This is a genomic window from Limimonas halophila (assembly GCF_900100655.1).
Classification (GTDB): Bacteria; Pseudomonadota; Alphaproteobacteria; order Kiloniellales; family Rhodovibrionaceae; genus Limimonas; species Limimonas halophila.
This window is the reverse complement of record NZ_FNCE01000003.1, coordinates 1-25,308: the sequence shown is the minus strand read 5'-3', so window position 1 is coordinate 25,308 and position 25,308 is coordinate 1. Positions and strand designations below refer to the sequence as shown.

The following is a 25,308-nucleotide window of genomic DNA, read 5'->3' as shown; positions in this document are numbered from 1 at the left end:
ACGCGCCGGCCATGACCGCACCATCCACCCCGGAAACCGAGCAGGGCTGGCACCGCCGCGTGCTGACGCTGGCGCTGCCCATCATCCTGGCGAACCTGTCCACGCCGCTGTTGGGCGCGGTGGACACGGCCGTGATGGGGCACCTGCCCGACCCCGCCTTCATCGGCGGCGTCTCGGTGGGCGCGCTGGTGTTCTCCTTTCTCTACTGGGGCTTCGGCTTCCTGCGCATGGGCACGACCGGCTTCGCCGCGCAGGCCCTGGGCGCGGACGACCCCGACGAGTTGCGCGCCACCCTGGGCCGGGCGCTGCTGCTGGCGGGCGGCCTGGGCGCGGGGCTGATCGCGCTGCAATGGCCCATCGGCGCGGTCGCCTTCGCGGTGGTGGACGCCACGCCCGCCGTGCTCGGCCATGCCGAGACCTACTTTTCCATCCGCATCTTCTCCGCCCCCTTCGCGCTGACGAACTACGCCGTCCTCGGCTGGCTGCTGGGCACGCAGCGGCCCCGGCACGCGCTGGCGCTCCAGGTCGCGCTGAACGGCGTGAACATCGTTCTCGACCTGCTCTTCGTCGCCGGCCTGGGCATGACGATCGCGGGCGTCGCCTGGGCGAGCCTGCTGGCGGAGGTCGCGGCGGCGGCGCTGGGCCTGGCGGTGTGCTGGCGGGTGCTGGCGCGCACGGGCGGGCGCTGGTCGCGCGAGCGGCTGCTCAACCGCGAGCGGCTGGTGGCGATGCTGCGGGTCAACCGCGACATCTTCGTGCGCACCCTGGCGCTGATCTTCGCCTTCGCCTTCTTCACCGCGCGCGGCGCGGCCTTCGGCGAGGTGACGCTGGCCGCCAACACCGTGCTGATGCAGTTCCAGCAGTTCCTCTCCCACGGCCTCGACGGCTTCGCCCACGCCACCGAGATCCTGGTCGGCCGCGCGGTCGGCGGCGCCGACCGGGCGTGGCTGCGCCGGGCCGTGCGCACGGCGACGCTCTGGGCCGTCATCCTCGCCGCCGCCGCGGCCGTGGTCTTCGCCGGCGCGGGGACGCTGCTCATCGGGGTGATGACGGACCTGAGCGCGGTGCGCGCGGCGGCGGCGAGTTACCTGCCGTGGATGGTGGCCTCGCCGCTGTTGTCGGTCTGGGCCTTCCAGCTCGACGGCATCTTCATCGGCGCGACGCGCACCGGGCCGATGCGCACGGCCATGCTCGTCTCGCTGGCGATCTACCTGGGCGCGTGCTGGGCCCTCATTCCCATCTGGGGCAACCACGGGCTGTGGCTGGCGTTGATGGTCTTCATGGCCGCGCGCGGGATCTCGCTGGCCGCCGCCTACCCGCGCCTCGTGCGCGCGGTAACGCCCGCCCCGGCCTGAGGGTCACGGGCGGGTGGTCCGCGCCGGCCGTCTGGGCTAGCCTCCGGCGCCAAACACCTGCCCGGCACAGCACACGAGCGAGCCCCGCCATGGCGCACGCAACGATGACGGCGTTCGGCTACCCGGACCTGCTGATCCGAGAGTACGACCACTGGACCGTTCAGCTGCGCCCCAAGCAGGCCACATTGGGCGCGCTGGTGCTGATCGCGAAGGCCGAGGTCACCGCCTTCGCCGAGCTGCCGGACGCCGCCTTCACCGAGTTGGCCCAGCCCGTGCGCGACATCCAGCTGGCGCTGCACGCCCTCTTCGGGCCGGACCAGCTGAACTACCTGAAGCTGATGATGGTGGACCCGCACGTCCACGATCACGTGCTGCCGCGCTACAGCGGCCCGCGCAGCTACCGGGGCGCCACCTTCAGCGACCCCGGCTGGCCCGGCCCGCCGCAGATCGCGCACGACAACGCCATCGAGGCCGGGGTGCGCGAGGCGCTGCTGGCGGACCTGCGCGCCGCCTGGCCGGCATGAGCACGCTGTCCGCCTACATCGTGCGGCGGACGAGCGCCTACTTCGCGCTCGGGGTGGTGGTCGTGCTCTCGGCCCTCGCCCTGGAGCGGCTGATGCGGCTGGTGGAGGAGGTCACCAATCAGGGGGCGCCGGTTTCCAGCGCCCTTGAGGTGCTGGGCTACCTGCTGCCGCACTACCTGGAGCTGGCGATCCCGGCGGCCTTCTTTCTGGCTGCGCTGCTCACCGTGCGGCGGCTGCACACCGCCTCCGAGCTGCTGCCCATGATGGCCGCGGGAATCTCGGTGCGGCGGATCGCGCGCCCGATGCTGGCGATGGCGCTGGTGCTCACGCTCCTGGCGCTGGCGAACGCCAGCCACCTCCAGCCCGTCAGCCGCCACGCCTACCGGGCGCAGATCCAGGAGATTTCCCAGACCTCGCTCGCGCTCGGGCTGGCCCCCGGCGTCTTCCACCGGGTCAACGATCGGTTCGTGGTGCGCGCCGACGGCGTGACGGACCAGGGGCGAACGCTGCTCCACTTCTTCGCCGAGGCGCAACCCGAGAACGGCCCGCGCACCCTGGTGGTGGCGGAGCGCGCCCGGCTGGTCCGGCAGGCGAACACCGGCAAGCTGGTGGTCCAGCTCTTCGACGGGAGCGTGGTGCGCTTCGACGGCAGCGCCACCGGCGCCGCGCGCATCACTTTCACGGACTACACCTGGGAACCGCCCATGGATTCCGCCGGCGATTACGGTCCGCGCGGTCAGGATTCCCGCGAGTTCACCGTCCCCGAGCTGATCGCCGGGGGCGGCACGCCCGCCGGCGCCAACGTCGAGCACCGCCTGCGGTCCACGGAGCTGCACACGCGGCTGGTGCACGTGGCATCCCTGATCCCGCTCACCTTCCTGGCGGTGCCGCTGGCGCTGCTGGGGCGCGGGCGCACGGGGCGCGCCTATGGGCTGGGCCTGGGCGTGGTGCTGGTGGTGCTCTATCAGAAGGTGCTCAGCTTCGGGGAGAACTTCGCCGAGGTGGGGGTGCTGCCGCCGCCGCTTGCCCTGTGGGGCCCGTTCGCGGTGCTGTTCATCGTCTCCGGGGTGTGGCTGTTGAGCGTCTCGGAAAGCGGCGTGCGCGGGGCCATCGCCATCGCGCTGCACCCGCGCCGGCCGCCCGGCTACCGCCGCCAGCTGGCGGAGGGGCGCTAAGCCCATGCGCACGCTGACGCGCTACGTCTTCCGCCTCTACGTCAGCCGCGCCCTGGCGACGACCATGGCGCTGACGGCGCTGCTGCTGGTGTTCGACGTGCTTGCCAACGCCTCGGCGATCATCGGTAAGGGCGCGGGCGTGCTCATGCCCGTCTTCGCCTACGCCGCGCTGCGCGCGCCGGACGTGATCTCGCTCGTGGTGCCCCTGGCGGCGCTGCTGGCGTCGATGATGGTCTACGGCCAGCTCGTGATGACCAGTGAGATGGTCGCCGCGCGCGCGGCCGGGGTGTCCGTGCACCGCGTCATCGCCGCGATGATCCTGGGCGCGGGGGTGCTGGCGGTGGCGCACACGGCCTTCCAGGAGTTCGTGGTCCAGCACAGCTCGGCGCGCCTGCGCCTGTGGGCGGAACGCGACTACCGCGGTATGCCGCCGGAGGTGGCCCCGCAGCGCGCGCCCACCTGGTTCGCCGCCGGCGACGCGCTGGTCCACGTCAGCGGGTCCGCCACCGACGGCCGGCGCTTGCAGGGCGTGACCGTGGTGCGCCGCTCGCCGGAAGGCCGGCTGACCGACATCTTCACGGCGGACTGGGCGCGCTTCCGCAACGGCTTCTGGCAGTTCCACGAGGTGCACCGCCCCACGAGCGACGGGCCCGGGGCGGCGGAGACGATGCCGCGCCTCGACCTGGTGCTGCCGATCTCGCCCGGGCGCTTTTCCACGCTCGCGGAGAGCCCGGCGGAGCTGGGGCTTGAGGAATTGTGGACGCTGCGCAAGAACCCGCAGAGTGCCAACCGCCCGGCATCGTTCTACAACTTCTGGCTGCACCGCAAGCTGGCGCACCCGGCCGGCGCGCTGGTCATGGTCCTGATCGCCGCGCCGGTGGCGCTCCAGGCGGCGCGGCGCAATCGCATGCTGCTGGTCAGCTTCGCCACGATCCTCGCCGGCTTCCTCTTCTTCGTCAGCGAACGCGTTCTCGTCGCGCTCGGCGAGACGGGGATGCTGCCCGCCGCCGTGGCGGCGTGGACACCCGCGATCGTGTTCGCCAGCCTCGGCCTGTGGGTCGTCATCAGCATGGAAGAGTGAGCGCGCCGCCCCACATGCGGCCGGGGACACGATTCCGTGCGCGTCGCGGTCGGGCCGCCGCGCTCGCGGGCAAGCGGCTTGCGGGCGCCCGGGCGCCCCACCATGATGCACGCGGCGATGGACCGGCGCGGCGCGCCCGGACGCGCGGCGCACAGGGGACTTCGGGGGAGACGATGAAGCTGCGGTTCTGGGATCAGCCCTACCGGCTCGACAAGATGACGCTGAAGGAGCTGTGGACCGCCTACTTCCTGCATCCCTCGATCCAGGTCTATATCCTGGCGGGCGCGGGCTGCGCCTACGCCTCCTGGCGGCTCGCGGACACCATCCGGCCGGTGGTGCTGGCGGCCGTTCTCGTGGTCGCGGCCTATCCCTTCGTGGAGTACCTGCTGCACCGCTACGTGCTGCACGGGCGCATGTACCGCTGGCCCTGGCTGGCGAAGGCGTGGAAGCGCGTCCACTTCGATCACCACCGCGATCCGCACGACCTGCGCGTCCTCTTCGGCGCGCTCTACACCACCATCCCCGCGATCACGGTTATCACGGGCGCGATCGGGGCGATCGCGGGCGGCCTGGCCGGCGCCACGGCCGGCATGGCGGCGGGCTTCGTGGTGTTCTGCATCTACGAGTTCGTGCACAGCGTCCAGCACCTGCCCTACCAGCCGCGCAACCGCTTCCTGAAAAAGATGAAGCAGCTGCACCTGCAGCACCACTTCCAGGACGACCACACCAACTTCGGCATCACGAACCCGCTCGGCGATTTCGTCTTCGGCACGCACAACCCAGACCCCAAAAACACCCGCCGCAGCCCAACGGTCTTCAACCTGGGCTACACCGGCGAAGAGGTGGCGCGCTTCCCGTGGGTGGCGCGGCTGACGCCGGATCTGGACGAGGTGCAGGCCGCCCGCGAGGGCGTGGGCCGCAAAAAGCCCGGCGGAGCGAAGCGCGCGTGACGGCGGTCGAACGCGTTTCCGGCGGCCGGGCGTTCCGGCGGTTCCTGCGCGTCCCGGCGCGGATCGACGGGGACTGCACGCGCGCGCCCTTCCTCGACGTCGAGCGCAAGCAGCACCTGGGCCACGGCAACCCCTTCTTCGAGCACGCCGAGGCGCAATACTTCCTGGCCACGCGCGACGGCGCGCCCGTGGGGCGCATCAGCGCCCAGCTCGACCGGCTGGCGCAGCCGGACGACGGGCCGCGCGTCGCCCACTTCGGCCTGCTGGAAGGCGTCGACCGCGAGGCGCTGCACGCGCTGCTGGCCGCCGCCGAGGGCTGGGCGCGCGAGCGGGGCGCAACGCGGCTGGCCGGGCCGTTCAGCCTCTCCATCAACGACGAGGTCGGGCTGCGTGTCGACGGCTTCGAGCGCCCCGTGCGCATGCTGATGAACGACGCGCCCCAATGGTACGGCCCGGCCGTCGAAGCCGCCGGGTTCGACGGCGTTCAGGACCTGATCGCCTACGACTTCGACCCCACGCAGCCGCTGCCCCGCCGCGCCCGGCGCATGGCCGAGCAGACGGCGGCGGAGCCCAACGTGCACGAGCGCCCCATCAATCCGCGCCAGCTGCACACCGAGCTGCGCACCATCATCGACATCTTCAACGACGCCTGGGCGGACAACTGGGGCTTCGTCCCCATGACCCCGGCGGAGGTGGGCGCGCTCGTCAGCAACCTGCGCCCCCTCATCAAGCCCGACATGGTGCGCATCGCCGAGATCGACGGCGAGCCGGCGGCCATGATCGTCGCCCTGCCCGACCTGAACGAGGCGCTGCAGGGCCTGGACGGGCGGCTGCTGCCGTTCGGCTGGGCGAAGCTGCTGTGGCGGCTGAAGGTGCGCGGGCTGTCCAGCGGCCGCGTCCTCTTGATGGGCGTGCGCCGGGCCTACCGCGACAGCCCCGTGGGCCGCGGCCTGCCGCTCTTGCTGATCCAGCGCCTGCACGCGGTCGTCACGCCCAACCACGGCATCACCGACCTGGAACTGTCGTGGATCCTCGACGACAACTGGCCCACGCGCCGCGTGATCGAAACCGTGGGCGGCGTCGCCGCCAAGCGCTACCGCGTCTACGCCAAGGACATCGCATGACCGCTTCCCAACCGCGCGCCGTGGCGCTGGTGCTCGCGGGCACGCGCGCGCCCGGTGAACCGGTCGCCGCCGCCGGCGGCAAGAGCTGCAAGGCCTTCGTCGAGGTGGGCGGCAAGCCCATGATCGAGCACGTCCTCGCGGCGCTGGACGCCAGCGGCCGCGTGGACGCGGTGCGCGTGGCCCTGGCGGCCGACGCCCCGGCGGAGCAGGAAGCGCCGGGGCTGGCCGAGCGCTTCGCCGACGGTCGCGCGGTGCGGGTGGCGCCCGGCGAAACGCCGACGGAATGCGTCCTGGCACAGCTCGACGACCTGCCGGGGGACACGCCGCTGCTGGTGGTGACGGGCGACCACCCGCTGCTGGAACCGGCGGTGGTGCGGCAGGTGCTGGACACGGCGGCGCTGGAAGGGGCGGACGTCGCCGCCGGGTTCGCGGCCATCGCAACCGTGACCGCCGCCTACCCACAGGCCAGCCGCACGAGCCTGAATTTCCGCGACGGCGGCTACAGCGGCTGCAACGTCTTCGCGCTGATGACGCCCGACGCCCGGCGCATGGTGGCGGCGTGGCGGCGGCTGGAACACACGCGCAAGCGGCCCTGGCGCATGGCGCTGGCGATCGGGCCGGTGACCGTGGCGCTCTACCTGCTCAAGCGGCTGACGCTGCGCCGGGCGTTGGACCGTCTGGGCAAGCGCGTCGGGGTGAGGCTGCGCCCGGTCGTGGTGGACTCCCCGCGGGCCCCGATCGACGTCGACAAGCTCGACGACCTCGCGCTGGTGCGGGACATCCTGGGCGATTCACCGCGGTAGGGGAGTCAGGTCCCCGTGGCCGCGCGACCGGGGCTGACGCTGGCGCGCCAGCGCGCCAGGGCTTCGCGGGCGTGCGTCAGGTCCGCCGGGAAATCGACCTCGCACCACTCGTCCGCGCCCGCTTCCGTCACCGAAACCCCGCCCTGGCGCGCCATGGCGTCGACGACGCTGAGGTACCAGACGCGCAGGGCGTCCTCGCGGCGCATGGCGTCGCGGACGGCCGCGCGGAAGCGCGCCATGCCCTCGCCGCGGAAGCGCATCATGCCGATGGATTCCGCGTCCACGACGCCGGAATCAAGCTGCTTGCCCACGGCGGCGAGGCGCTCGCCGTCCAGCGACACCTTCATGTCGTCGGTGTCGTAGCCGTCCTTGCGCGAGATCACCACCGTGGCCGGCGTTTCGGCGGCGATGAGGCGCCTCGCCACGGGCGCGGCGAAGAGCGTGTCGCCGTTGAGGACGATGCCGTCGTCGCCCAGCGCGTCCAGCGCCAGCCAGACGCTGCTCAGGTTGTCCGCGACGGCGCAGAAGGGATTGTAGAGCGTGCGCGCGCGCATGCCTGCGGGCGCGCGCGCCAGCGCGGTCTCCACCTGGTCGGCCGCGAATCCGGTCACCACGGTGACGTCGTCCACGCCCGCCGCCGCGAGCTGGTCGAGTTGCCAGCCCAGGATCGTGGTCTCGGGGGCCACCTCGACCAGCGCCTTGGGCGCGCGTTCCGTCAGCGGCAGGAGGCGCTTCCCCTGCCCGGCACTGAGAATCACCGTTTTCACACATGCCCCCCTTCACCGCACCCGGCGCCCATTTCGGCGTCGCCCTTTAGCGTAGTTGGCGTCGCGTGGCTGTCAAACGACTGTCATTCTTCCGAGGGAACCTTCGGCATTCGCGCTGCCCCGCCCCCAGCTTAGAGGGCGTGCTGCGCACCTTCGACGAAGGCGTCGCGCACGCGATCGTAGGCGTGATCCGTCACCGTCCCGGCCAGGCGGCCGTCCCGCGCCGCCAGATCGAGCACGAGAAAGCCCGCCGAGGGGTGGCGGGCATCCCCAACGCAGGACGCCGACCCCACGCCCAGCACCGGGATGGCACCCTCGGGGCCGGTCAGCGACGCCCGAACGGGTTTGTGCGCGTGCCCGTGCAGCACCAGCTCCGCCCCCGTCCGCGCCAGCACGGCACGCAGGCGCCCGCCGTCGCTGAGGGCCACCCGGCGGCGCACGGCGCCCGGCTGCGGCGGATGGTGCACCAGCACCACCCGGGCCAATCCCTCGTTGTTCGCGATGCGCAGCAGGGCTTCCAGGCGGCCCGCCTGCTCGGTGCCGATGCGCCCGGTGGCGAGAAACGGCGGGGTCGCCACCGCGCTCGACACCCCCACGATCGCCAGGCCGCCGCGCCGGCGCAGGTAGGGAAAGCCCGGCTGGCCCTCATCGCCCCGCATCCAGTCCGCCCACTGCCGTTCGGGTGCGGGCGCGTCGGGGACGTAGGCGTCGTGGTTGCCGGGAACGGCGCTGACGTCCCGCGCGTCGCCGAAGCGCGCCAGCCAGTGCGCCACGGTGGGCGCCTCGGCGGCCAGCCCCAGATTCGTCAGGTCGCCGGTGACGCAGACGTGGTCCGGTCCGCAGGCGGCCACATCGCGCGTAAGGGCTTCCAGCACCTCGTTGCGATGCAGAGCCTTGCGTTTGCGGTGCCAGGAGGCATATCCCAAGACGCGCTTGCTCAGCGCCTCCCGCACGGTCATGGCCGGCAGGGGCGGGCAGTGCAGATCGGAAACGTGAACCAGGCGGGCCATCGGTCGGGATCGGACCATCGCTCGAGCCGGGAGCCAGGAAAGCGTCGAGGCGCCATGACGGTGCAGACGGCTGCCACCCAGGGGCAACAGCCATCGGCGAACGCGCCGGTATACGCCGTGATTCAGTCGGTCGCGGCGCCGCCGCGCGTCTGGGGCTTCACGCCCGAGGCCCGCGCACGCCGGATGCTGGCGAAGATGGGGATCACCGCCGTCCTGAACCAGGGGCAGGCCTGGCCGACGGCGGGCAGCGTGATCCTGCTGGCCGGGGACGCGGTGATCGACGAGGCGCTGCTGGAAGGCCTGCTGGAAAGCCCGGGCGTCGCCGTCACCGACGGCGACGGGCACGAGGTGCTCGCCGCCCACGTGGACGCCGCGCAGGCGCCCCACGCCGCCCGCTGGCTGGGGCGCCGGCCGCCGCCGGATTCGGCCTTCAGCGTGCTGTCGCCGCGCGCGGTGGCCAAGGGCTATCGCGGCAGCCTGCGCAAGCGCACCGACCCGGTGTGCCGCCGCGTCGCCCCGGGTCAGGCCGGCAGCGCGGAACGGCGCCTGTACGACGCCGCCTACAAGGGCGTCACCGACCTCGTGACCAAGTGGGTGTGGCCGGGCCCCGCCTTCTGGGCGACGCGCGCGTGCGCGCGGCTGGGGATCACGCCCAACATGGTGACGCTGCTCAGCGCCGTGCTGGTGGGACTGGTCATCTGGCTGTTCTGGATCGGCGCCTTCGGCTGGGGCCTGCTCGCGGCCTGGGCGATGACCTTCCTGGACACCGTGGACGGCAAGCTGGCGCGCGTGACGCTGACCTCCAGCGCCTTCGGCGACGTCTTCGACCACGTGCTGGATCTGGTTCATCCGCCCATCTGGTACGCCGCCTGGGGGATCGGGCTCACGGCCGCGGGGGCGAGCCTCCCCGCCAACTGGCTGGCGCCCGCGATCTGGATCATCTTCCTGGGCTACATCGGCGGCCGGCTGTGCGAGGGGTACTTCCTGTCGCGCTTCGGGCTGGAGATCCACATGTGGGAGCGGTTTGATTCACGCTTCCGCCTGATCACGGCGCGGCGCAACCCCAACCTGCTGCTGCTCACCGCCTTCTGGCTCGCCGGGCGGCCGGACTGGGGCCTGCTCGCCGTCGCGGCGTGGCACGTCGCCTCGGACGGCGTGCATCTCGTGCGCATCGCGCAGGCGGAGGCGCTGCGCCAGCGCGGCACGCCCGTGGTGTCCTGGCTGCGGACGGCGGCGTGAGCACGCTCGCGGTTCTCGCCAACGCCAACAGCGGCCGCCCGGATGCGCACGCCCGCGTCCGCGCCGTGGCCGAGGGCGCCGGTGCGCTCTGGGCGGAAACGCACGCCGCTGGGGAGGTTCCGGCTGTCCTGTGCGCGTTCGCGCAGCAGGGTGTCGACACCCTGGCGATCGACGGCGGCGACGGCACACTCGACGCGGTGCTCACCTGCCTGCGCACCGAGGCTCCCTTCGCCAACGAGCCGGACATCGTGCTGCTGCGCGGCGGCACCACGAATATGATCCACGCCGATGTCGGCCTGGCCGGCCCGGCGCACCGCGCGCTCCGGCGCGTCCTTGCGGCCCGGTCGGCGGGGCGCACGCTGAGGGTGAATGTCCGCAGCCCCATCGCGCTGCAGCGTGACGGGGGGCCGACGCAGTACGGCTTCTTCTTCGGCGCCGCCGCCATACCGCGCGCCATCCGCCAGTCGACCGGCGAGCTGCACAGCCGCGGCTTGCCCGGCCCGCTGAGCGACGGCATCACGCTGAGCGTGTCCCTGCTGCGCCTGCTCGCCGGCCGCATCGACGACGACCCCGTGCTGCGCCCGGATGTCGTGTCCTATGCCCTGGACGACGGTCCCTGGCAAATGGACCGCGTCGTCGTCATCTATGCCACGACGCTCGCCCGGCTGCTCATGGGGGTGCGGCCCGCGCCCCCGGACGGCGGTCTGGGCGTCGCGGTCGTGAGCTGGCCCCTTACGGGCCGGCTGCGCCTGCCCGCCTTTCTCTACGGCCACGGCCGCGACCGGCCCGGCCGCGGCGTCTGGCGGGCGCGCCCCCGGCGCCTGCGGTTGTGCACCTCAACCGACTGCACACTCGACGGCGAGTTGTATCCCGGCGATCCCACCACGTGCCTGACGCTCACACCGGGCGCCCCCGTGCGCTTCCGCGTGGCGTGAAGGAGGCGGCATGCCCGAGGCTCGCAACGCCCTGCGCGCGGCCGTAACGCGCGATGCCGACGACCCCGTCAACGACGACGTGCGGGCGCTCGCCGAGACCGTGCGGGCCGGCCATCCGGCCGTCGCCGCCGTGCTGTACTACGGCTCGGGGCTGCGCGCGGCCGATCCGTCGACCACGCTGCTCGATTTCTACGTGCTCGTGGACAGCTACACGGCCTGGTACGGGCGCGGGGTATCCGCGGCCCTGGGCGCGGCGCTGGCGCCCAACGTGCACTATCTGGAAGCCCAGGTCGGCGGGCGCACGCTGCACGCCAAGGTGGCGGTCATGCGCACCGACCAGTTCGTGGCCGCGGCCGGCGGTGCCGGGGCGACGCCGCACATCTGGGCACGCTTCGCCCAGCCCTGCCGCCTGATTCACGCGCGCGACGAGTCGGCGCGCGAACGCGTGCTGCGCGCGTTGGTGGACGCGGTGGAAACCTTCCACCGCATGGCCTTTCCGCTGCTCGACGGCACGGTTTACCCCACGGCCGTGTGGAAGCGCGGGCTGCAGGAAACCTTCGCCCGCGAACTGCGCAGCGAACCGCCGGAGCGCGTGGATGCCGTGATCGCGGCGGCCTCCGAGCGGCTGGCCGAGCGCACCCGCCTGGCCGCCAGCGCCACCAGCCTCGCCCAACCCGTACAGAACGGCGCGCGCCTGCGCATCACCGTCACCCGCGGCCAGCGCCGCGCGGCGCGGCTGGCGGCACGGCTGGCACGCCCGCTTGGCAAGACCATCGCGCTCCTGCGCCTGATCAAGGCCACCGTAACCTTCCGCGGCGGGGTGGATTACGTGTTGTGGAAGGTGGAACGGCACAGCGGCGTGCGCGTCCAGCCCAGTGAGTTCCAGCGCCGCCACCCGCTGCTGGGCGGCTGGCCGCTGCTGTGGAAGCTCTACCGCCGCGGTGGCTTCCGGTAAGCCAAAGGATCGTTTGCAGGGCGAGGAACCTCCAAAAGCACGGGATCTCTGATCTGCGCGAGTGATGGCGCGGCCGCGCGGAAGGCCGCATGCTGCGGTGCGTCGACCGACGGAACAGGCCCCTTCATGCCGCAGAACATCGGGACGATCTGCCTCGTCATCGGCGCCATGAAGGCCGGCACGACGAGCCTGTACCACTACCTCTCCCAGCATCCGCAGGTCGCGCCCTCGTCGATCAAGGAGCCGGCCTTCTTCGCCGACGACGCGGTCTGGAACCGCGGGGTCGACTGGTACATGGCGCTGTGGGATCCCGATCCGCACCAGCACCGCGTCGCGCTGGAGGCGTCCACCGACTACACCAAGCGGCCGTTCCTTCCCCTTGTGCCGGAACGGATCGCCACGCTGCCCGGGGTGCGGGTGCGCTTCATCTACCTGATGCGCCATCCCCTGCGGCGGCTGGAATCGCAGGCGCGGCACGCGGCGCGCGTGGGCGCGGAACTGGCCCACATGATCGAGCCGACGCGCGATTTCTCCCTGGACGCCGGGGTGTCCGAGCGCGGCATCATGACCTCGCGCTACGCCTACCAGCTGGACGCCTTCACCGCGCGCTTTCCCGCCGCCGACGTCCTGCCGCTCGTGTTCGAGGACATGAAGGCCGCCCCCCAGGCCACGCTGGACCGCGTGTGCGACTTCCTGGGCCTGGACCGCTTCGAACCCGCCGCGTTCGCCACCCACAACAGCGCGGCGGACCGCAAGCAGCCGCCGCCCGTGTGGGCGCAGCTGGCACGGGTTCCCGCCGCGCGCGCCCTGGCCGCCCGCGTCACCAGCAGCGCCTTCCGCAAGCGCCTGCGCCGGCGATTGGGGCACGAGGTCCCGGGGCGCTTCCAGCTCACGGCCGAGGAGGAGGCCACCGTGCTGAACATCCTGGGCCCGGACCTCGGGCGGCTTCGGGACAACTACGGCATCGATCCCCGGCGCGCCTGGGGCATCGACCCGGACGGCCTGGACCCCGCGCGCGCCCCGCGGGGGCTGCGCCACCTGGCGGACCAGGACCTGCCCGGCACGTGACCGGCGAGGCGATCAGTCGAAGCGCGCGCCCGGATCGCTGTCCGCGCCCGCGAGGTCCGTGGCAACGCGCAGCAGCACTGGCTCGCTGCCCGGCGGACCGATGAGGCCGAGCCCCAGGGGCAGCCCGTGCACGCGGCTCGCGGGCAGCGCGAGCTGGGGCAGCCCCGCCAACGCGGCGGCGCAATTCAGCGTAAGCACGGTTTCCCGGTGGTCGGCCCAGGCGGCGTCGTCGCCGTCCAGCAGCGGCGCGGCGTCGGGCGCACACGGCAGGGCGATCAGCGTGCTGCCCGAGGTCAGGGCCGCCATACGCTCGCGGATGTGTGGCAGCGCCGCGTCCGCCTCGGCCACGGCCTCGTCGCTCAGCTGGCTGACGAAGGCCCAGCGCGCCGCCATCTCCGGGCCGAACGCGGGCTGCGCATCGGCTACCCAGCGGGCGAAGGCGCGGTGGGCCTCGCGCCCCTGAAGCGTGCGGAAGACCTCGGTCCAGGCGTGCAGCTCCCCGTCCTCGGGCAGCGTCACCGTGCCACCGTCGCCGTAGCGCCGCACGAGGTCGGCAATGGCGGGCGTGAGCGCGGTGCGCGCGGGTTCGGACGCGAGCGCGAACGCATCCGTGGCGAGGCAAATGCCCAGCGGCGTCGGGCCGGCGCCGTCCAGCCCCAGCAACACGTCCCCGGCGGCGCGCAGCACCTCGCCGTCGCGGGCGAGCAGCCCCACGGTGTCGAAGCGCGGCGCCAGTGGCATGACGCCGTCGAGGCTGATGGCACCGTGGGTGGGGCGCAGGCCGTGCAGGCCGCAATAGCTGGCGGGCACGCGCACGGAGCCGCCCGTGTCCGTGCCCAGGGCGAAGTCGGCGAGCCCACCGGCCACCGCTGCCGCCGCGCCGCTGGAGGAGCCGCCGGCCGTGCGGCCGGGCGCCTCGGGGTTGGTGGGCGCGCCATCGTGCGGGTTGGCGCCGCGCACGCTGTACGCGAGCTCGTCCATCACCGTCCGGCCGACCAGCGCCGCGCCCGCGTCCAGGCAGGCGCGGACCGCCGGCGCGTCGGTCTCGGCGGGCGGATGCGTGGCCTTCCAGGTGGGATTGCCGCAACCGGCCCTGTGGCCGGCGACGTCGAAGAGGTCCTTCACAGCGAAGGACAGCCCGGCGAGCGGGCCGCTGTCGCGGTCGCGGGGCTCGACCCGGCCGCCGGGCACGAAGGCGCCGAGCGGATCGCGCATGGTCAGTTAGATCCGGGTTTCGGTCACGCCGGCGTCCGGGTCGTCCGGCGCCGCATCCTCGCCGTCGCCGTTCTCCGGCTCGTCAAGGCGCGGGATGACGATGTCCCCGTCCTCCTGCACCTGCGGCATGCCGTAGCGCGGCATCATCTGCAGCAGGCCGCGCAGCGCGTCCAGGATTTGCTCCGCCCCCTCGCGCGCCTGGGCACCGGGGTCCTGGGGCTCCTCGTCCTGGGCGGCCGCCGGGGCGCTCGCGGCCAGGGCCGCGGCCAGGACAGCGACTGTCAGCGTTCGGTGGAAAAGGGTCATGCTCCGCCTCCGGGACGCATCTAAACGAACGCGATGGCACGCGGGCGGCCATCCACCCCGCCCGCGAACCACCGAGGCTGACGCCCCGGAATGGCGGCTTTGTGGCCGGCCCGTGCCGGGGGCGCGATCAGGCCGCTTCCTCGTCGCGCTCGTCCTGTCCGTCGCGGTCGCGCGAGCGGGTGATGTAGGCCCGCTGGGCGTGCTCCTGGCAATACGGCTTGCCGGGGAGCGACTGCGCGCCACAGAAGTGGAAGTCGGGCTCGCTCGGGTCGCCGAAGGGCCAGAGGCAGCCGGTGCGCTGCCCGCGCTGCTCCAGCTGGGCGCGCTGGCTGACCACCTTGTTGGCGGCGGCCTTCCATTGCTCCTTGCCGTTGCCGCTCCCGGACCCCTTGCGGGCGCCGTTGCCGCTGCGCTTGCGCTGCTGGCCGCTGCCGTTGGCCGCGGCCTGCCCGCCACGCGTGCCGCCCTGCTGGCCGTTCTGCGCGGCCGCGTGCCCGTTCGCCTGGACTTCCTCGCCATTCTCGCCCTGCTTGATGGGCGAGGGCCGCGAGGGCAGCTTCAGGCGGTGAGCCTTGCCCACGACGGCGTTCTTGGAGACGCCGAGGCGCTTGCCGATGTCGGAAGCGCTGTGGCCGGCCTGCCAGAGACGGGTGAGTTCGTCGATCCGCTCGTCCGTCCAACTCATGCTCAACGACGCCCTTTTCGTACTTCTGGTACCGAAGGGGTGAATGAAACGCTACATCTTGGGTGGAAGCGACTACCCGATACGATAGTCAGGATGCCCGGCCATGTCCAGGGACTTCCTGGGATTCTCGCGATCGGACGCGCCATGTCGACACCACACGCACACCGGGCCAGCGATGCTTGTCACGATCACGGATTTCGGCTCCCAAGGACCCTATCTGGCGCAGATGAAAGCGGCGGCCATGGCGCATGCGCCGGACCTGCCAATCCTCGATCTTTTCACGGACGCGCCCGCGTTCAACCCGCGCGCCGCCGCATATCTGGTGAGCGCCTACGCCGCCGACCTTCCCGAGGGCGCGGTGATCCTCGGCGTGGTCGACCCCGGCGTGGGCTCCGAGCGCGCCGGGATCGTGGTGCACGCGGGCGGGCGCTGGTTCGTCGGCCCGGACAACGGGCTGTTCGCGCTGGCCGCGCGGCACGCCGGGGGCGCCGCGGCCTGGCGGATCGCCTGGACGGCGCCGGACGCCTCGGCCACCTTCCACGGCCGCGACATCTTCGCGCCCGTGGCCGCCCGGCTGGCGCGCGGCGAACGGCCTCTGGGCATGCCGCTGGACCCGGCCACGCTCGTCGGCGCCGACTGGCCCGACGACCTTGCGGAGATCGTGTACGTGGACGCCTACGGCAACTGCATGACGGGCGTACGCGCGAACACCCTGCCACCCGGCGCCCGGGTCCGGATCGCGGGCCACGCGCCGGCGCGGGGGCGCACCTTCTCGGACGTGCCCGAGGGCACGCCACTGTGGTACACGAACGCCAACGGGCTGGTCGAGATCGCCGTCAACGCCGGCCGCGCCGACACCGCGCTGGGCATCGGCGTCGGCACCCCCGTGGAGATCGCGAGCACCCCATGACGAACCCGCTGAGCATGAGGCCCCTGCTAACGGGGATGCGCGGCCTTCCGCGCGGCATCTGGCCGCGCGGCATCTGGGCCGCATTCACGGCGATGGTGGCCGTGGTCACCGTCTCCAACGTGGCCGTGCAGGTCCCCATCAATGCGTGGCTGACCTACGGCGCGCTGAGCTATCCCATCGCCTTCCTGGTGACGGACCTGACCAATCGCGCCTTCGGGCCGGACCGGGCGCGGCGCGTGGTCTACGCCGGCTTCGCGGCGGCGGTGGTGCTGTCGATGGTCGCCAGCACGCCGCGCATCGCGGCGGCATCGGGCGCGGCCTTCCTGCTGGGCCAATTGACCGACGTTCAGCTCTTCCACCTGCTGCGCAAGCGCGTGTGGTGGGTGCCGCCGCTGGCATCCTCGCTGACGGCCTCGGCGCTCGACACCGCCGCCTTCTTCACGCTGGCCTTCGCCGGCACCGGCCTGCCCTGGCCCACCTGGGCCGTGGGCGACTACGGCGTGAAGGCGGGCATGGCGCTGGCGATGCTGGTCCCCTTCCGCGTGCTGCTCGGCCGCGTGCACCGTCTCCGGCCGGCAGCTTCGACCAGCCGGTGACGCTCAGGCCGTGTGCACCAGCTCCGCGATCCAGGGCGGCAGGGCGAAGGCCGCGCGGTGCATCTCGGGCGTGTGGTGGCGCGTGCCCAGATCGAGCCCCTCGAAGCGCCGGCGCAGCGTCTCGACGTCCGTGGTGCCCAGCGGCAGGCCGTTCGCGCCCCAGGTGAGCGCCATGAAGCCGCCGGTGTAGGTGGGCACCACCGTCCAGAACGCGCCCGCGTTGGCGAAGGTGGCGGCGAGGTTGCCGCTGTCGCGCGTCAGCTCGTCGGGCTGGAAGAAAGGGCAGCCGGTTTGCAGCGTGACCACGCCCCGATCCGCCAGGGCGCGCTGAAGGCGCTGATAGAAGGCCGGGGCGTACAGCCCCTCCGCCACTTCCGTGGGATCGGGCCGGTCCGTCACCGCGAGGTCGTAGGCCCCTGCCTCGGCGCGCTCCAGGAAGGCGAAGGCGTCTTCGCAGTGGATGTGGACGCGCGGATCGTCCAATGCGCCGCGGTGGATGCTGGTGAGGTGCTGGCGCGCCAGCTCGATCACGCGCGCGTCGATGTCGACGAGGTCGATGCGTTCGACGCCGGGGTGCTTGAGCACCTCCTCCGCCACGGCCCCGTCGCCGCCGCCCACGATGAGCACGCGGCGGACGTCGCCGTGCTCCAGCATGGGCAAGTGGGTGAGCATCTCGGAGTAGGCGGACTCGTCGCGCTCGGTGATCTGGACGCAGCCGTCGAGCGCCATGACCCGGCCCGCCACGCCCGTGTCGAAGATCTGGACGTGCTGGAAGCCGGTGTGCTCGTCCACGAGGCTCGGGCCGGTCAGGTGCAGCACCTGATCGTAGCCGTCGTGCAGGTGTTCGGTGAAGGTGATCATGGCGGCCCCCTATTGCGGTTACGCGCTCACGCGCTGTGGGCGTCCTGCTGCGCACCGGTGCGGCGGGGGTAGCCGCCGGTCCAAAGGCGGTCAAGCGCCCTTGCGGGGGCTCGCGCGGCCAGGGCATCCTCGGCGTGGATCAGGCACAGGGAAACGCCATGACCGGGGAGACGCTGCGCGATCTGGCCGCCGGGGCGCTGGTCGGCTGCGCCCTGGGCGACGCCATCGGCGAGCTGGCCTTCGTCCACCCCGAGCGCGAGGCGCTGCTGCGCGTGGTCGCCGGGTCGCACGAGCTGGTCTACACCGACGACACCGCGATGGCGGTGGAACTGGCCCGCGCGCTGGCCGAGGACGGCGGCGTGGACCGCGAACGGCTGGGCGAACGCTTCGCCGCCGCCTTCGAGGCGGAGCCGTGGCGCGGCTACGGCCCCGGCCCGCCGAAGATCTTCCGCACCGCCCAGCACCGCGGCAAGCCCTGCCACGAGATCGCGGCCCTGCTGCACGGCGGCCAGGGGTCGCTGGGCAACGGGGCGGCCATGCGCGTGGCGCCCGTGGGCGTGGCCTATCGGACGGGCGCGGCGTTGGACCATGCGGCGCGCGCCAGTGCGTCGATCACGCACGCGCACGACATCGGCCAGGACGCCGCGGTGCTCCAGGCGCGCACCGTGGGGCTGGCGGTGACGCACGCCCTGGCCGGCAACACGCTGGACGGCGAACGCGTCTCCCGCGACCTGGTTCGCGCGGCGCAGACTGGGGAGATGCAGAAGAAGATGGGGATCGTGGCGGCGGCGCTGTCGGACGGCACGCCGCCGGAGCGCGTGGCCCACGCCATCGGTCGCTCGGTGGCGGCGCACGAGTCCGTGCCCTTCGCGATCTACGCCTTCCTGCGCGCGCCGGCGGACTTCGAGGCGGTGCTGGACTGCGCAATGCTCAACGGCGGCGACCGCGACACCCTGGCGGCCATGGCGGGCGCGGCCTGCGGCGCGCACATCGGGCTGAGCGCGCTGCCCGCCGCCTGGGCCGCGCATGCGGAGAACCGCGAAACCCTGATCGGACTGGGGCACGCGCTGGCCGACGCCTTCCCGGCGTGAACGGGGTCAGGAATCGCGGAAGACGACCGCCTTTTCGACCTCGGTGTCGCTGACCAGCAGCGGCAGGCCCGCGTCCGCCCCGCGCTTGGGCGTACAGATCAGGTACTGCTCGCGCTCGTCCTGATGCAGAATGCAGACCACCGTTTCACCGGTGCGCGGATCGATCTCCCCCACGTCGCTGCGGTAGCGCGTACCGTCGTGGTCGTACACCAGCCCGGCGTAGCGTTGTTCCGAGACCGCGCCCTTGAGAACGCGGCCCAGCCGCTCAGCGATGGCGTCCACCGCTTCCGCCGCCGCCGCGCGATCCGCGTGCCCGGGCACGAAGAACCCCGGGCCGGGCTCGACGGCGTGGACCGCGTCCGCCGCTGCCTCGGCATCACCGTCCGCATCGTCGCCGCCCAGCTTGCGAAGCCACTTGAACATGGCCGCACTGTGCCACGTTCGGGCAGACTGGGAAAGTTGGCAGGCGCGCGGGGAAGCCGGCCACCACGCCCGCCGCGATCAACCCCCGCGTGCATCGCGAAGGCTGGCGCCGGCCGCCCAGAAGGCGCCCGAACACCAAGCAGCCCGGGCGTTCGAACGGCGGTCACCGTACGTGTTCGACGGCGCGAACGCGTAAACGGCTGTCACGGAACCGCCATCGCACGTACACACGGGTAAAACGCCGAATTCGAGGAGTTTTTCCAGATGCAACCCGCGTGCCTGTACGCTTTGACATTGGGGCGTACGAGCTATGCAGCGCCGGAATTTGCCGCGGCCGTACACCGCATCCACATTCGCGTTGCGGTCGCGGTCAAAGGAGGATGAACGATGCAGACGATGCGCTTGGCGATTGGTGTGATTGTGCTCGCCGTGGTTGTGGGCTCGGCGGCGTCCTACTTCGGCATGGGCTCGCCGAACACCGGCAGTGGTGACAGCTTCGGCAACGGCCCGGTGATCGTCACCGAGTAAGCTTGCCCACCCACAACGAGCCGCCTTTCGGACAGATGAACGGGGCGTCCCGCCCGGGACGCCCCGTTTTTCGTTGGCGCTTGGGTTTGCGCGTGCGCCCCGGCGACAGGGCGTGGCCTTGGACCGGCCCCCACTTATCGCCACCGGGACGGATTAAGCCGCCAACGCCCTTCCTCCCCGATCAGGCATCCCGGATGCAGGGTCTGGTGTCCGACATGCCCCCCAATTATGGCGGACAGGCCGGTTTAAACGGCCCCCGGGGCGGTCCTTTCGCCACCGCCATCCCGGTGAAAGGGGCTGGAGCCCGACACGCCCCCATTGATGGCGGACAGGCCGGATTAAACTGCGCACAGTTTAGGGGATGAGGAGGGTCGGGACGGTGTGCAGCCCGATCACCTTCTGAGAGACGCTTCCGGCGAGCATCCCGCGCCAAGTGCCGAGGCCGCGCGTGCCCATGACGATGAGGTCGGGCTTTTCGCTGTCGACGGCGTGGCGGATGACTTCGGCGGGTTCGCCGTCCTCCAGCAGCACGCGCGTATCGCGGACCCCGTCGTTGTGGGCCCGGTGTTCGGCGTCCTGAAGCACGGCGCGGCCAAGGGCGACGCGTGTGTGATAGGGCGCACGCGAGACTTGTTCGTGCGTGACCACGCCCAGCCGGCCGAAGCCGGGCATGTCCACCTGGGGCTCGGCTTCCTGGCGCGTGTCGACGCCGTATTCCACACGCGCCCATTCCAGCAGTTCCTTGGGCAGGGCGCCGGACATGACGGCGTGCACCAGGACGATGCGGCTGTCCCACTGCTTCGCCAAGTCGGTGGCGGCCGAGAGGGCCCGGGCCGCATTGGCCGAGCCGTCCACGGCGACGAGGATGCGCTTGTAGCTCATGGCGTGATCGCCCTCCCGTTGCGCGTCGAACCTCCACCACGCAGCCTAACCGATGCGGCGCGACACGTCTTGATCGGGATCAATCACCGGTCCGGGTCCGTCGCCGCATCCCGCATCGCCCGCACCCGCCGGCGCAGACGGCCGTAGTCGATCACCAGGCGGTGCACGGCCGAGCAGCCGTCGGGAGCGGCGTCGCGGGGACACGGCGGGGGCAACTCGGCCAGCTCTTCGGCCGCGCGGGCCTGGACGGTGTCGGTGTAGGCGGGCGCCGCAGGGGCGACGACGCTAGAACCCGCCCCGGCGCAGGCGCTGGCGAGTGCGCTCAGGAGCGTGCACGCCGACACCGTCCGCGCGGCGCTTGGCATCGAGCGCGGCTTCGGCCTGACGGCGCGCCGCCGCCTCGCGGCCGGCGGCGCGGGCGCGGCGGACGAGCAGCCAGACGGCAAAGGCCGCCACGCCCGATCCGCCCAGGGCGAGCCAGAGCACGGGCTCACGCTTCCGGCAGCCGCGCGCGCACCCACTTGGCGATGCGCGCCCGCCCCTGCTCGGTGCCGGGGTTCAGGCCCAGCTTCTTGAGCGCCTTGGGCGCGGCCTCCGCGGCGAAGCTGACGGCCTCGCGGATGACCTCGTTCTTCACGGGCACGGTGGCGACGTCCTTGCCCTCGTCGCGCGCGCGATCGACGGCGTAGCGCACGGCCTTGCCGAGGGCGTCGTCGACGACGCCGGCCAGCTCGCTGGACGTGCGGGCGCCGATGAGCGCGGCCAGCTCCGCCGCCACCCACGAGGCGATGGCGAGCAGCGCGGGCTCCAGGAGGTTGGCGCCCGTGGTGATGAGGGGACTGAGATCGAGCATGGCGGTAGTCCTTTCAGGGTCCAGTGATGTCACGACTTCAGCGCGAAGCGGTCTGGTGTGTCCGACACGGCGAACGGATGCGCGCCTCATTCCCCTCGGGATTTCCGCGCGCCCGCGCGGAAATCCCGATCCCCTTTCTCCTGAAGGAGAAAGGGGATGGGCCGCGGACGGACGGCAGCGCCTCAGCCCCCCTTCTCCCGACGGGAGAAGGGGGTGCGTGCTTTCGCTGTCGGGCGAAAGCACGCGGGGGATTAGGCCATGACCGGATGGGCGGATCATCGGAAACCGTCCGTGCCGCACGTTTGCCACCGGACGTGTTGCGATGGCCGTTCGGGCCATCCACGGTTTTGCGATCAGCGGGCTTGGGATGCGCGCGCACCCGCCCTTACAGCGCGTAGAAGACGTGGCTGCCCAGGCGGGCGGTTTCCTTGTCGCCATCCGCCCAGGCGGGGGTGATGTTGGTGGTGTGGTAGTGCGTGGCGCCGCCGGTGGGATCGGCGAGCAGGTCCGCGAACACCCCCGCCGCGATGGCGCGGGCGCTGCGGTAGAGCTCGTCGCGGAACCCGGCCTGCAGCATGCGGTGCAGGTTCCCCAGGTTCCCGGCCCGGCGGTTCCAGGCGCTGAACTGCTTGGGCTCGCGGGCCACGCGCGCCGGCCGGCCGGGCCAGCGCGGATCGGCCACGCGGTTGCGGATGACCCAGGCCACGGCGGTCATGCCGTCGCGGCCCTCGCCGCGCGCCTCGCCGATGAGGGTGAGCGCGGCGGCGTGCAGGTCCTCTGCGTCGAAATGGATCGTCATGCTGGGCTCCCGCGCGGTGCGCGGCCCTGGAGCTCGTCGATGCGGTGGTTGGTCTGGCGCACGTCCTGGCGCAGCTCGGCGAGCGCGGCGTTCAAGTGGCCGAAGTGGCGGTCCAGGTCGGACACCGTGGCGATGGTCGCGCGCAGCGAGCCGATGTCGTCTTCCAGCTTGTCCATGCGCGTACGCATCTCGGCCTCGCGGGGTTCGTCGCGGCGGGCGACGTCCACGCGCAGCGCCTCCACGCGGCGCTCCAGGTGCTGGTAGACGCGCCAGCCGAGCGTGCTGACCGCCAACACGATCCCGCCGGCGCCGAACACGAGCTTCCAGAGCTTCAGGGCAACTGCTTCATGCACCGTCCTGCCTCGATTGTGGGGGTGGCGGTCGCGACCGCCGGACACGAAAAAGCCCCGCCCCGGGCGAACCGGGACGGGGCTGCAATTTCGCGACCGAGATTAGCGGCACAGGCCGGGCGCGTCAAGCCAAAACATGAACGAAGAGCGAACGAACGCGAACGCCGGAGTCGTTGCCGTTACGTCCCGCTCACCCGCTCCGCGAGCGCCCGGCGCACGCGGTCCAGGCCGGGGCCGTCGGGCCCGCCGGGCATGTGCATGCGCGCCTCGGACTCGTCGATGTCCACGTCCAGGGCGTCGGCCACCAGGCGCTTGGCGGTGCGCCCGGCCAGATTCTCGTCGACGATCAGGTCGTAACCGTCGCCGGGCGCGGGCACGAAGGCGACCTCGACGGCCTGCTCGCCGCCCGCGTCCGCTTCGAACGCCAGCTCCTGCATGACGCCGCGCCGGGTGCGCATGACGTGTTCCTGTTCGAGATGCAGGCCGTGCTCGGTCATCACGGTCAGCACGTCGCGGTGAAGCTGCGTGGGCCGCACGGTGACGGGGTCGACGTCGGTGGGGTCGACCGCCAGCGGCACGTCGGCGGCGCTGGTGACGTAGACGTGCGCCGGGCGCTCGGTCATGGCCGGGGGCGCGCCCGCCGGCACGGCCAGCTCGAAGGGGATTTCGCGGCGCTCCCCCGCGGCGAGCGTGAAGCCCTCGTCGAAGTCGGCGCGGGTCAGCACCGTGGGCAGCGTGGCGCGGTCGTCGGTCTTCATCGCGTCCACCACCAGCACGGCTTCCAGGCCGCGCACCTCCTGCTCGGCGCCGCCGCCGTCGACGACCAGCCGCCCCGTGATCGTGCCGCCGACGTCCACGGTGTCGGCGTCCAGCTGCGCGTCCACGCGCGCGCCGTCGACGCCCGTGGCCGCCAGGATCTTGCCGAAGACCATCGCACACCCCTTCCCGCTTGCGGCGTTCTACGTCATCGAACTCCCATGCCGGGGCATCAGTCCGCGGCATCCCCTCCCCCTCACACTCTCCCCCTCCCCTTGACTGAAGGGGAGGGGGAGACGGCGGCGCGGGGCTCGGCGCCGCGCCGGCAGAGGGGGTGGGGATCGATCCGCCGCCACGACATGCCCAATCACTCTAGCGCGGCGAGCAAGGCCCCGGCCAACTCAGGCGCCGGGAATCTGGCTCCAGTCCGCGCCGTCCAGCGCCCGGCCCGCGCGCGCCTTGCTCAGGCGGACGACGGGCGCGGTGTCGACGCCCTCGGGCGCGGCGCCGTCCGGCCAGCTCCGCCCGTCGGCGGCGACGGCGCGGCGCTCGCCGGTCTCGCCGGGGTCGGGCGGGCGCCACACGCCCCACTGCTTGAAGAAGAAGGCGGCGCCGGACGCGGCGCACTGATCGCGCAGCCCGCGCGGCCAGGCCGGGTGCAGCGGCCGGGCGTGCGGGCCGGACTCCCCGCCCGCGATCACCCAGTGCACGCGCGGCTCGCCGGGGCCGAGCGCGTCCAGCCCCGCCAGATCGAGCGCGCCCAGCAGCGGCTCGCACGACAGGAAGCGGATCGCGGCGGGCGTGGCGAGCAGGTCGGGAATGCGCTCGCTGGCGCGCGCCTGATCCTCGGCGCTGGTGCCCAGCCAGACGTTGCGCGGCGGCCAGGGCGGCTGCGTCCCCTCGCCCCCTTCCGCGGCCATCGCCTGCGCCACGCGGCCGGGCGCTTCGGGATCGCGCATGTAGGCGCGCATGTTCACCGGCCGCTTGGTCAGCACCTGAAAGACGTGCTGAGGCGCCAGCGCCATGACGGCGAAGATGTGGTCGATCCAGGCGGTGGGGATGTTCTCGTGGAACAGGTCTCCCATCGAGTTGACGAACCACGCCGTCGCCTTGCGGCGGCGCAGCGGCGCGCGCACCACGCTGTCGCCCGCGATGTTCACGCGCCCGGTCCACACCGGCCCCGCTTTCGAGCTGGTCACGGTGCCGTGGTACTGTGGCGTGGCGGGGTTGCGCGACAGGCGCACGGCCTGGCGCATGGCGTAGCAGTTCGTGCACCCCGGCGAGACGAGCGAGCACCCGACGATCGGGTTCCAGGTCGCCTCCGTCCACTCGATCAGCGTCATGGCGTCCCCGCTGCGTGCCTGCCCGCGTGTGACACGCCGGAGCGGGCGGTGCCAAGCGGCGGCCTCACGCGTTCTGCTCGTCCCAGCGGTGCGCGGTGAAGGACAGGGCCACGACCTCGGGATCGGCGTCCCACGCGCCGCGGCCGTGCAGGGACTCCCACATCTCGCGGAAGCCGGCGCGGTGGGTGCCGTCCGCGCTGGGCGGGGCGCCCTCGGCCCTGGCGTCGGCCTCGGAAATGGCGGTGACGGGGGCGAGGCGCGTGTCCGTGAGCGTGAGCGTCAGGCGGCAGGCGCGCCAGGGCATGTGGATGGGAGAGCGCCAGCGGCGGACGTCGGTGCGCGCGGTCGTGGCGCGGTAGATGGGCGTGCCGTCGGCGTCGAAGGCGTGGGCCTCGCGCACCCAGAGCGTCACGGCCTCGCCCGCCCGCACCCGGTCGTGCAGCTGCCGCCAGCGCGTCGGCCGCCCGTCCGGCCGCCACGCCAGCCGGCGCGTCTGCGTCTTCGCGCCGGCCAGGATCGCCCGCACGTTCCCCGGCGCCATCACGATCTGAAGAAACAAGGCTTGTTTCATCGCACCTGTACGAAGTTCTGAGCGGACAGCATTCACCGCCACGTCACGACACCGCAAGCGTGGCGGCGGGGGTTCGCCGCAAGCCGGTGTTTCATCGCACCCGTACGCGGTTTTGAGCGGACAGCATCCACCGCCCCGTCACGACACCGCAAC

General features: G+C 72.6%; 31 protein-coding genes. 15 read left to right on the top strand and 16 right to left on the bottom strand.

The annotated features are described in order from the left end of the window. Positions 1–11 precede the first annotated feature (11 nt). From BLQ43_RS05665 to BLQ43_RS14550, 7 genes are all read left to right on the top strand, one after another. A complete protein-coding gene (locus BLQ43_RS05665) occupies positions 12–1,355 on the top strand; it encodes an MATE family efflux transporter (RefSeq protein ID WP_090019174.1) in 1,344 nt (447 codons plus the stop codon). Between the two features lie 89 nt (positions 1,356–1,444). Continuing rightward, a complete protein-coding gene (locus BLQ43_RS05660) occupies positions 1,445–1,879 on the top strand; it encodes an HIT family protein (RefSeq protein WP_090019173.1) in 435 nt (144 codons plus the stop codon). Further along, positions 1,876–3,054, top strand: a complete 1,179-nt coding sequence (locus BLQ43_RS05655) for an LptF/LptG family permease (protein ID WP_090019172.1) — start codon at positions 1,876–1,878, stop codon at positions 3,052–3,054. Before BLQ43_RS05660 ends, BLQ43_RS05655 begins: the two co-directional genes overlap by 4 nt. A gap of 4 nt (positions 3,055–3,058) precedes the next feature. Then, positions 3,059–4,135, top strand: coding sequence for an LptF/LptG family permease (locus BLQ43_RS05650; RefSeq protein ID WP_090019171.1), 1,077 nt, complete (start codon positions 3,059–3,061; stop codon positions 4,133–4,135). 173 nt (positions 4,136–4,308) lie between these two features. Further along, the gene (locus tag BLQ43_RS05645; RefSeq protein ID WP_176758540.1) at positions 4,309–5,085 is read left to right on the top strand and encodes a sterol desaturase family protein; all 777 of its coding nucleotides are present in this window, start codon (positions 4,309–4,311) and stop codon (positions 5,083–5,085) included. Beyond that, a complete protein-coding gene (locus tag BLQ43_RS14555) occupies positions 5,082–6,209 on the top strand; it encodes a hypothetical protein (protein WP_176758539.1) in 1,128 nt (375 codons plus the stop codon). Before BLQ43_RS05645 ends, BLQ43_RS14555 begins: the two co-directional genes overlap by 4 nt. Beyond that, positions 6,206–7,012 carry an NTP transferase domain-containing protein gene (locus BLQ43_RS14550; protein WP_176758538.1) on the top strand — a complete coding sequence of 269 codons (807 nt, stop codon included), beginning with the start codon at positions 6,206–6,208 and terminating at the stop codon, positions 7,010–7,012. Before BLQ43_RS14555 ends, BLQ43_RS14550 begins: the two co-directional genes overlap by 4 nt. A gap of 5 nt (positions 7,013–7,017) precedes the next feature. Here the strand turns inward: BLQ43_RS14550 and BLQ43_RS05635 are convergent, their stop codons facing one another. Together BLQ43_RS05635 and BLQ43_RS05630 are read right to left on the bottom strand one after the other, a co-directional pair. Next, positions 7,018–7,779 carry a phosphocholine cytidylyltransferase family protein gene (locus BLQ43_RS05635; protein ID WP_218119141.1) on the bottom strand — a complete coding sequence of 254 codons (762 nt, stop codon included), beginning with the start codon at positions 7,777–7,779 and terminating at the stop codon, positions 7,018–7,020. Between the two features lie 131 nt (positions 7,780–7,910). Beyond that, positions 7,911–8,789, bottom strand: coding sequence for a metallophosphoesterase family protein (locus tag BLQ43_RS05630; RefSeq protein ID WP_176758537.1), 879 nt, complete (start codon positions 8,787–8,789; stop codon positions 7,911–7,913). Between the two features lie 54 nt (positions 8,790–8,843). Here BLQ43_RS05630 and BLQ43_RS05625 point away from each other — a divergent pair, with 54 nt between their 5' ends. The 4 genes from BLQ43_RS05625 (at position 8,844) to BLQ43_RS05610 (ending at position 12,986) form a co-directional block, all read left to right on the top strand. Continuing rightward, positions 8,844–10,028 carry a CDP-alcohol phosphatidyltransferase family protein gene (locus tag BLQ43_RS05625; protein ID WP_090019168.1) on the top strand — a complete coding sequence of 395 codons (1,185 nt, stop codon included), beginning with the start codon at positions 8,844–8,846 and terminating at the stop codon, positions 10,026–10,028. Next, entirely contained in the window at positions 10,025–10,963 is a 939-nt protein-coding gene (locus BLQ43_RS05620) for a diacylglycerol/lipid kinase family protein (protein ID WP_176758536.1), read from the top strand. The genes BLQ43_RS05625 and BLQ43_RS05620 overlap by 4 nt, the downstream gene beginning before the upstream one ends. Positions 10,964–10,973: 10 nt before the next feature. Next, positions 10,974–11,918, top strand: coding sequence for a hypothetical protein (locus BLQ43_RS05615; protein WP_090019166.1), 945 nt, complete (start codon positions 10,974–10,976; stop codon positions 11,916–11,918). Between the two features lie 126 nt (positions 11,919–12,044). After that, positions 12,045–12,986 carry a sulfotransferase family protein gene (locus BLQ43_RS05610; protein ID WP_090019165.1) on the top strand — a complete coding sequence of 314 codons (942 nt, stop codon included), beginning with the start codon at positions 12,045–12,047 and terminating at the stop codon, positions 12,984–12,986. 12 nt (positions 12,987–12,998) lie between these two features. On the opposite strand, the gene BLQ43_RS05605 is transcribed toward BLQ43_RS05610, so the two are convergent. The 3 genes from BLQ43_RS05605 to BLQ43_RS05595 form a co-directional block, all read right to left on the bottom strand. Beyond that, entirely contained in the window at positions 12,999–14,201 is a 1,203-nt protein-coding gene (locus tag BLQ43_RS05605; protein ID WP_090019164.1) for an amidase, read from the bottom strand. A gap of 6 nt (positions 14,202–14,207) precedes the next feature. Then, positions 14,208–14,507 (bottom strand): hypothetical protein, encoded by a 300-nt coding sequence (locus BLQ43_RS05600; RefSeq protein WP_090019163.1) that lies wholly within the window; start codon positions 14,505–14,507, stop codon positions 14,208–14,210. 127 nt (positions 14,508–14,634) lie between these two features. Next, entirely contained in the window at positions 14,635–15,192 is a 558-nt protein-coding gene (locus BLQ43_RS05595) for a GcrA family cell cycle regulator (protein WP_090019162.1), read from the bottom strand. A 175-nt stretch (positions 15,193–15,367) separates the two neighbouring features. On the opposite strand from BLQ43_RS05595, the gene BLQ43_RS05590 reads away from it, so the two are divergent. Beyond that, on the top strand, positions 15,368–16,102 hold the full coding sequence (locus BLQ43_RS05590; protein WP_090019161.1) for an SAM hydrolase/SAM-dependent halogenase family protein: 735 nt from the start codon (positions 15,368–15,370) through the stop codon (positions 16,100–16,102). Between the two features lie 14 nt (positions 16,103–16,116). Continuing rightward, a complete protein-coding gene (locus BLQ43_RS05585; RefSeq protein ID WP_437123471.1) occupies positions 16,117–16,698 on the top strand; it encodes a queuosine precursor transporter in 582 nt (193 codons plus the stop codon). Positions 16,699–16,701: 3 nt separating this feature from the next. Here BLQ43_RS05585 and speE read toward each other — a convergent pair whose 3' ends face one another. Then, a complete protein-coding gene (gene speE / locus BLQ43_RS05580; RefSeq protein ID WP_090019159.1) occupies positions 16,702–17,559 on the bottom strand; it encodes a polyamine aminopropyltransferase in 858 nt (285 codons plus the stop codon). Positions 17,560–17,717: 158 nt separating this feature from the next. Here speE and BLQ43_RS05575 point away from each other — a divergent pair, with 158 nt between their 5' ends. Further along, positions 17,718–18,650, top strand: coding sequence for an ADP-ribosylglycohydrolase family protein (locus BLQ43_RS05575; RefSeq protein ID WP_090019158.1), 933 nt, complete (start codon positions 17,718–17,720; stop codon positions 18,648–18,650). A 6-nt stretch (positions 18,651–18,656) separates the two neighbouring features. Here BLQ43_RS05575 and BLQ43_RS05570 read toward each other — a convergent pair whose 3' ends face one another. Further along, positions 18,657–19,073, bottom strand: a complete 417-nt coding sequence (locus tag BLQ43_RS05570; protein ID WP_090019157.1) for a hypothetical protein — start codon at positions 19,071–19,073, stop codon at positions 18,657–18,659. Between the two features lie 387 nt (positions 19,074–19,460). On the opposite strand from BLQ43_RS05570, the gene BLQ43_RS14545 reads away from it, so the two are divergent. Then, positions 19,461–19,601, top strand: coding sequence for a hypothetical protein (locus tag BLQ43_RS14545; RefSeq protein WP_176758535.1), 141 nt, complete (start codon positions 19,461–19,463; stop codon positions 19,599–19,601). Between the two features lie 354 nt (positions 19,602–19,955). Here BLQ43_RS14545 and BLQ43_RS05565 read toward each other — a convergent pair whose 3' ends face one another. The 9 genes from BLQ43_RS05565 to BLQ43_RS05530 form a co-directional block, all read right to left on the bottom strand. After that, the gene (locus tag BLQ43_RS05565) at positions 19,956–20,483 is read right to left on the bottom strand and encodes a universal stress protein (RefSeq protein ID WP_090019156.1); all 528 of its coding nucleotides are present in this window, start codon (positions 20,481–20,483) and stop codon (positions 19,956–19,958) included. 83 nt (positions 20,484–20,566) lie between these two features. After that, on the bottom strand, positions 20,567–20,827 hold the full coding sequence (locus BLQ43_RS14295; protein ID WP_143006170.1) for a hypothetical protein: 261 nt from the start codon (positions 20,825–20,827) through the stop codon (positions 20,567–20,569). Continuing rightward, positions 20,769–20,969 (bottom strand): hypothetical protein, encoded by a 201-nt coding sequence (locus BLQ43_RS05560; protein WP_090019155.1) that lies wholly within the window; start codon positions 20,967–20,969, stop codon positions 20,769–20,771. Before BLQ43_RS05560 ends, BLQ43_RS14295 begins: the two co-directional genes overlap by 59 nt. A 4-nt stretch (positions 20,970–20,973) precedes the next feature. Continuing rightward, complete coding sequence (locus tag BLQ43_RS05555; RefSeq protein WP_090019154.1) at positions 20,974–21,336, bottom strand: hypothetical protein; 363 nt, start codon at positions 21,334–21,336, stop codon at positions 20,974–20,976. Positions 21,337–21,721: 385 nt separating this feature from the next. After that, the gene (locus BLQ43_RS05550) at positions 21,722–22,135 is read right to left on the bottom strand and encodes a cell wall hydrolase (RefSeq protein ID WP_090019153.1); all 414 of its coding nucleotides are present in this window, start codon (positions 22,133–22,135) and stop codon (positions 21,722–21,724) included. Continuing rightward, positions 22,132–22,488 carry a hypothetical protein gene (locus BLQ43_RS05545; RefSeq protein WP_143006169.1) on the bottom strand — a complete coding sequence of 119 codons (357 nt, stop codon included), beginning with the start codon at positions 22,486–22,488 and terminating at the stop codon, positions 22,132–22,134. The genes BLQ43_RS05550 and BLQ43_RS05545 overlap by 4 nt, the downstream gene beginning before the upstream one ends. A 176-nt stretch (positions 22,489–22,664) precedes the next feature. Beyond that, positions 22,665–23,417: a sporulation protein gene (locus tag BLQ43_RS05540; protein ID WP_090019151.1), complete on the bottom strand. Its 753-nt coding sequence runs from the start codon at positions 23,415–23,417 to the stop codon at positions 22,665–22,667. A gap of 225 nt (positions 23,418–23,642) precedes the next feature. Then, positions 23,643–24,584: a phage Gp37/Gp68 family protein gene (locus BLQ43_RS05535; RefSeq protein WP_090019150.1), complete on the bottom strand. Its 942-nt coding sequence runs from the start codon at positions 24,582–24,584 to the stop codon at positions 23,643–23,645. A gap of 64 nt (positions 24,585–24,648) precedes the next feature. Then, positions 24,649–25,143 (bottom strand): ASCH domain-containing protein, encoded by a 495-nt coding sequence (locus tag BLQ43_RS05530; protein WP_218119140.1) that lies wholly within the window; start codon positions 25,141–25,143, stop codon positions 24,649–24,651. Positions 25,144–25,308 lie beyond the last annotated feature (165 nt).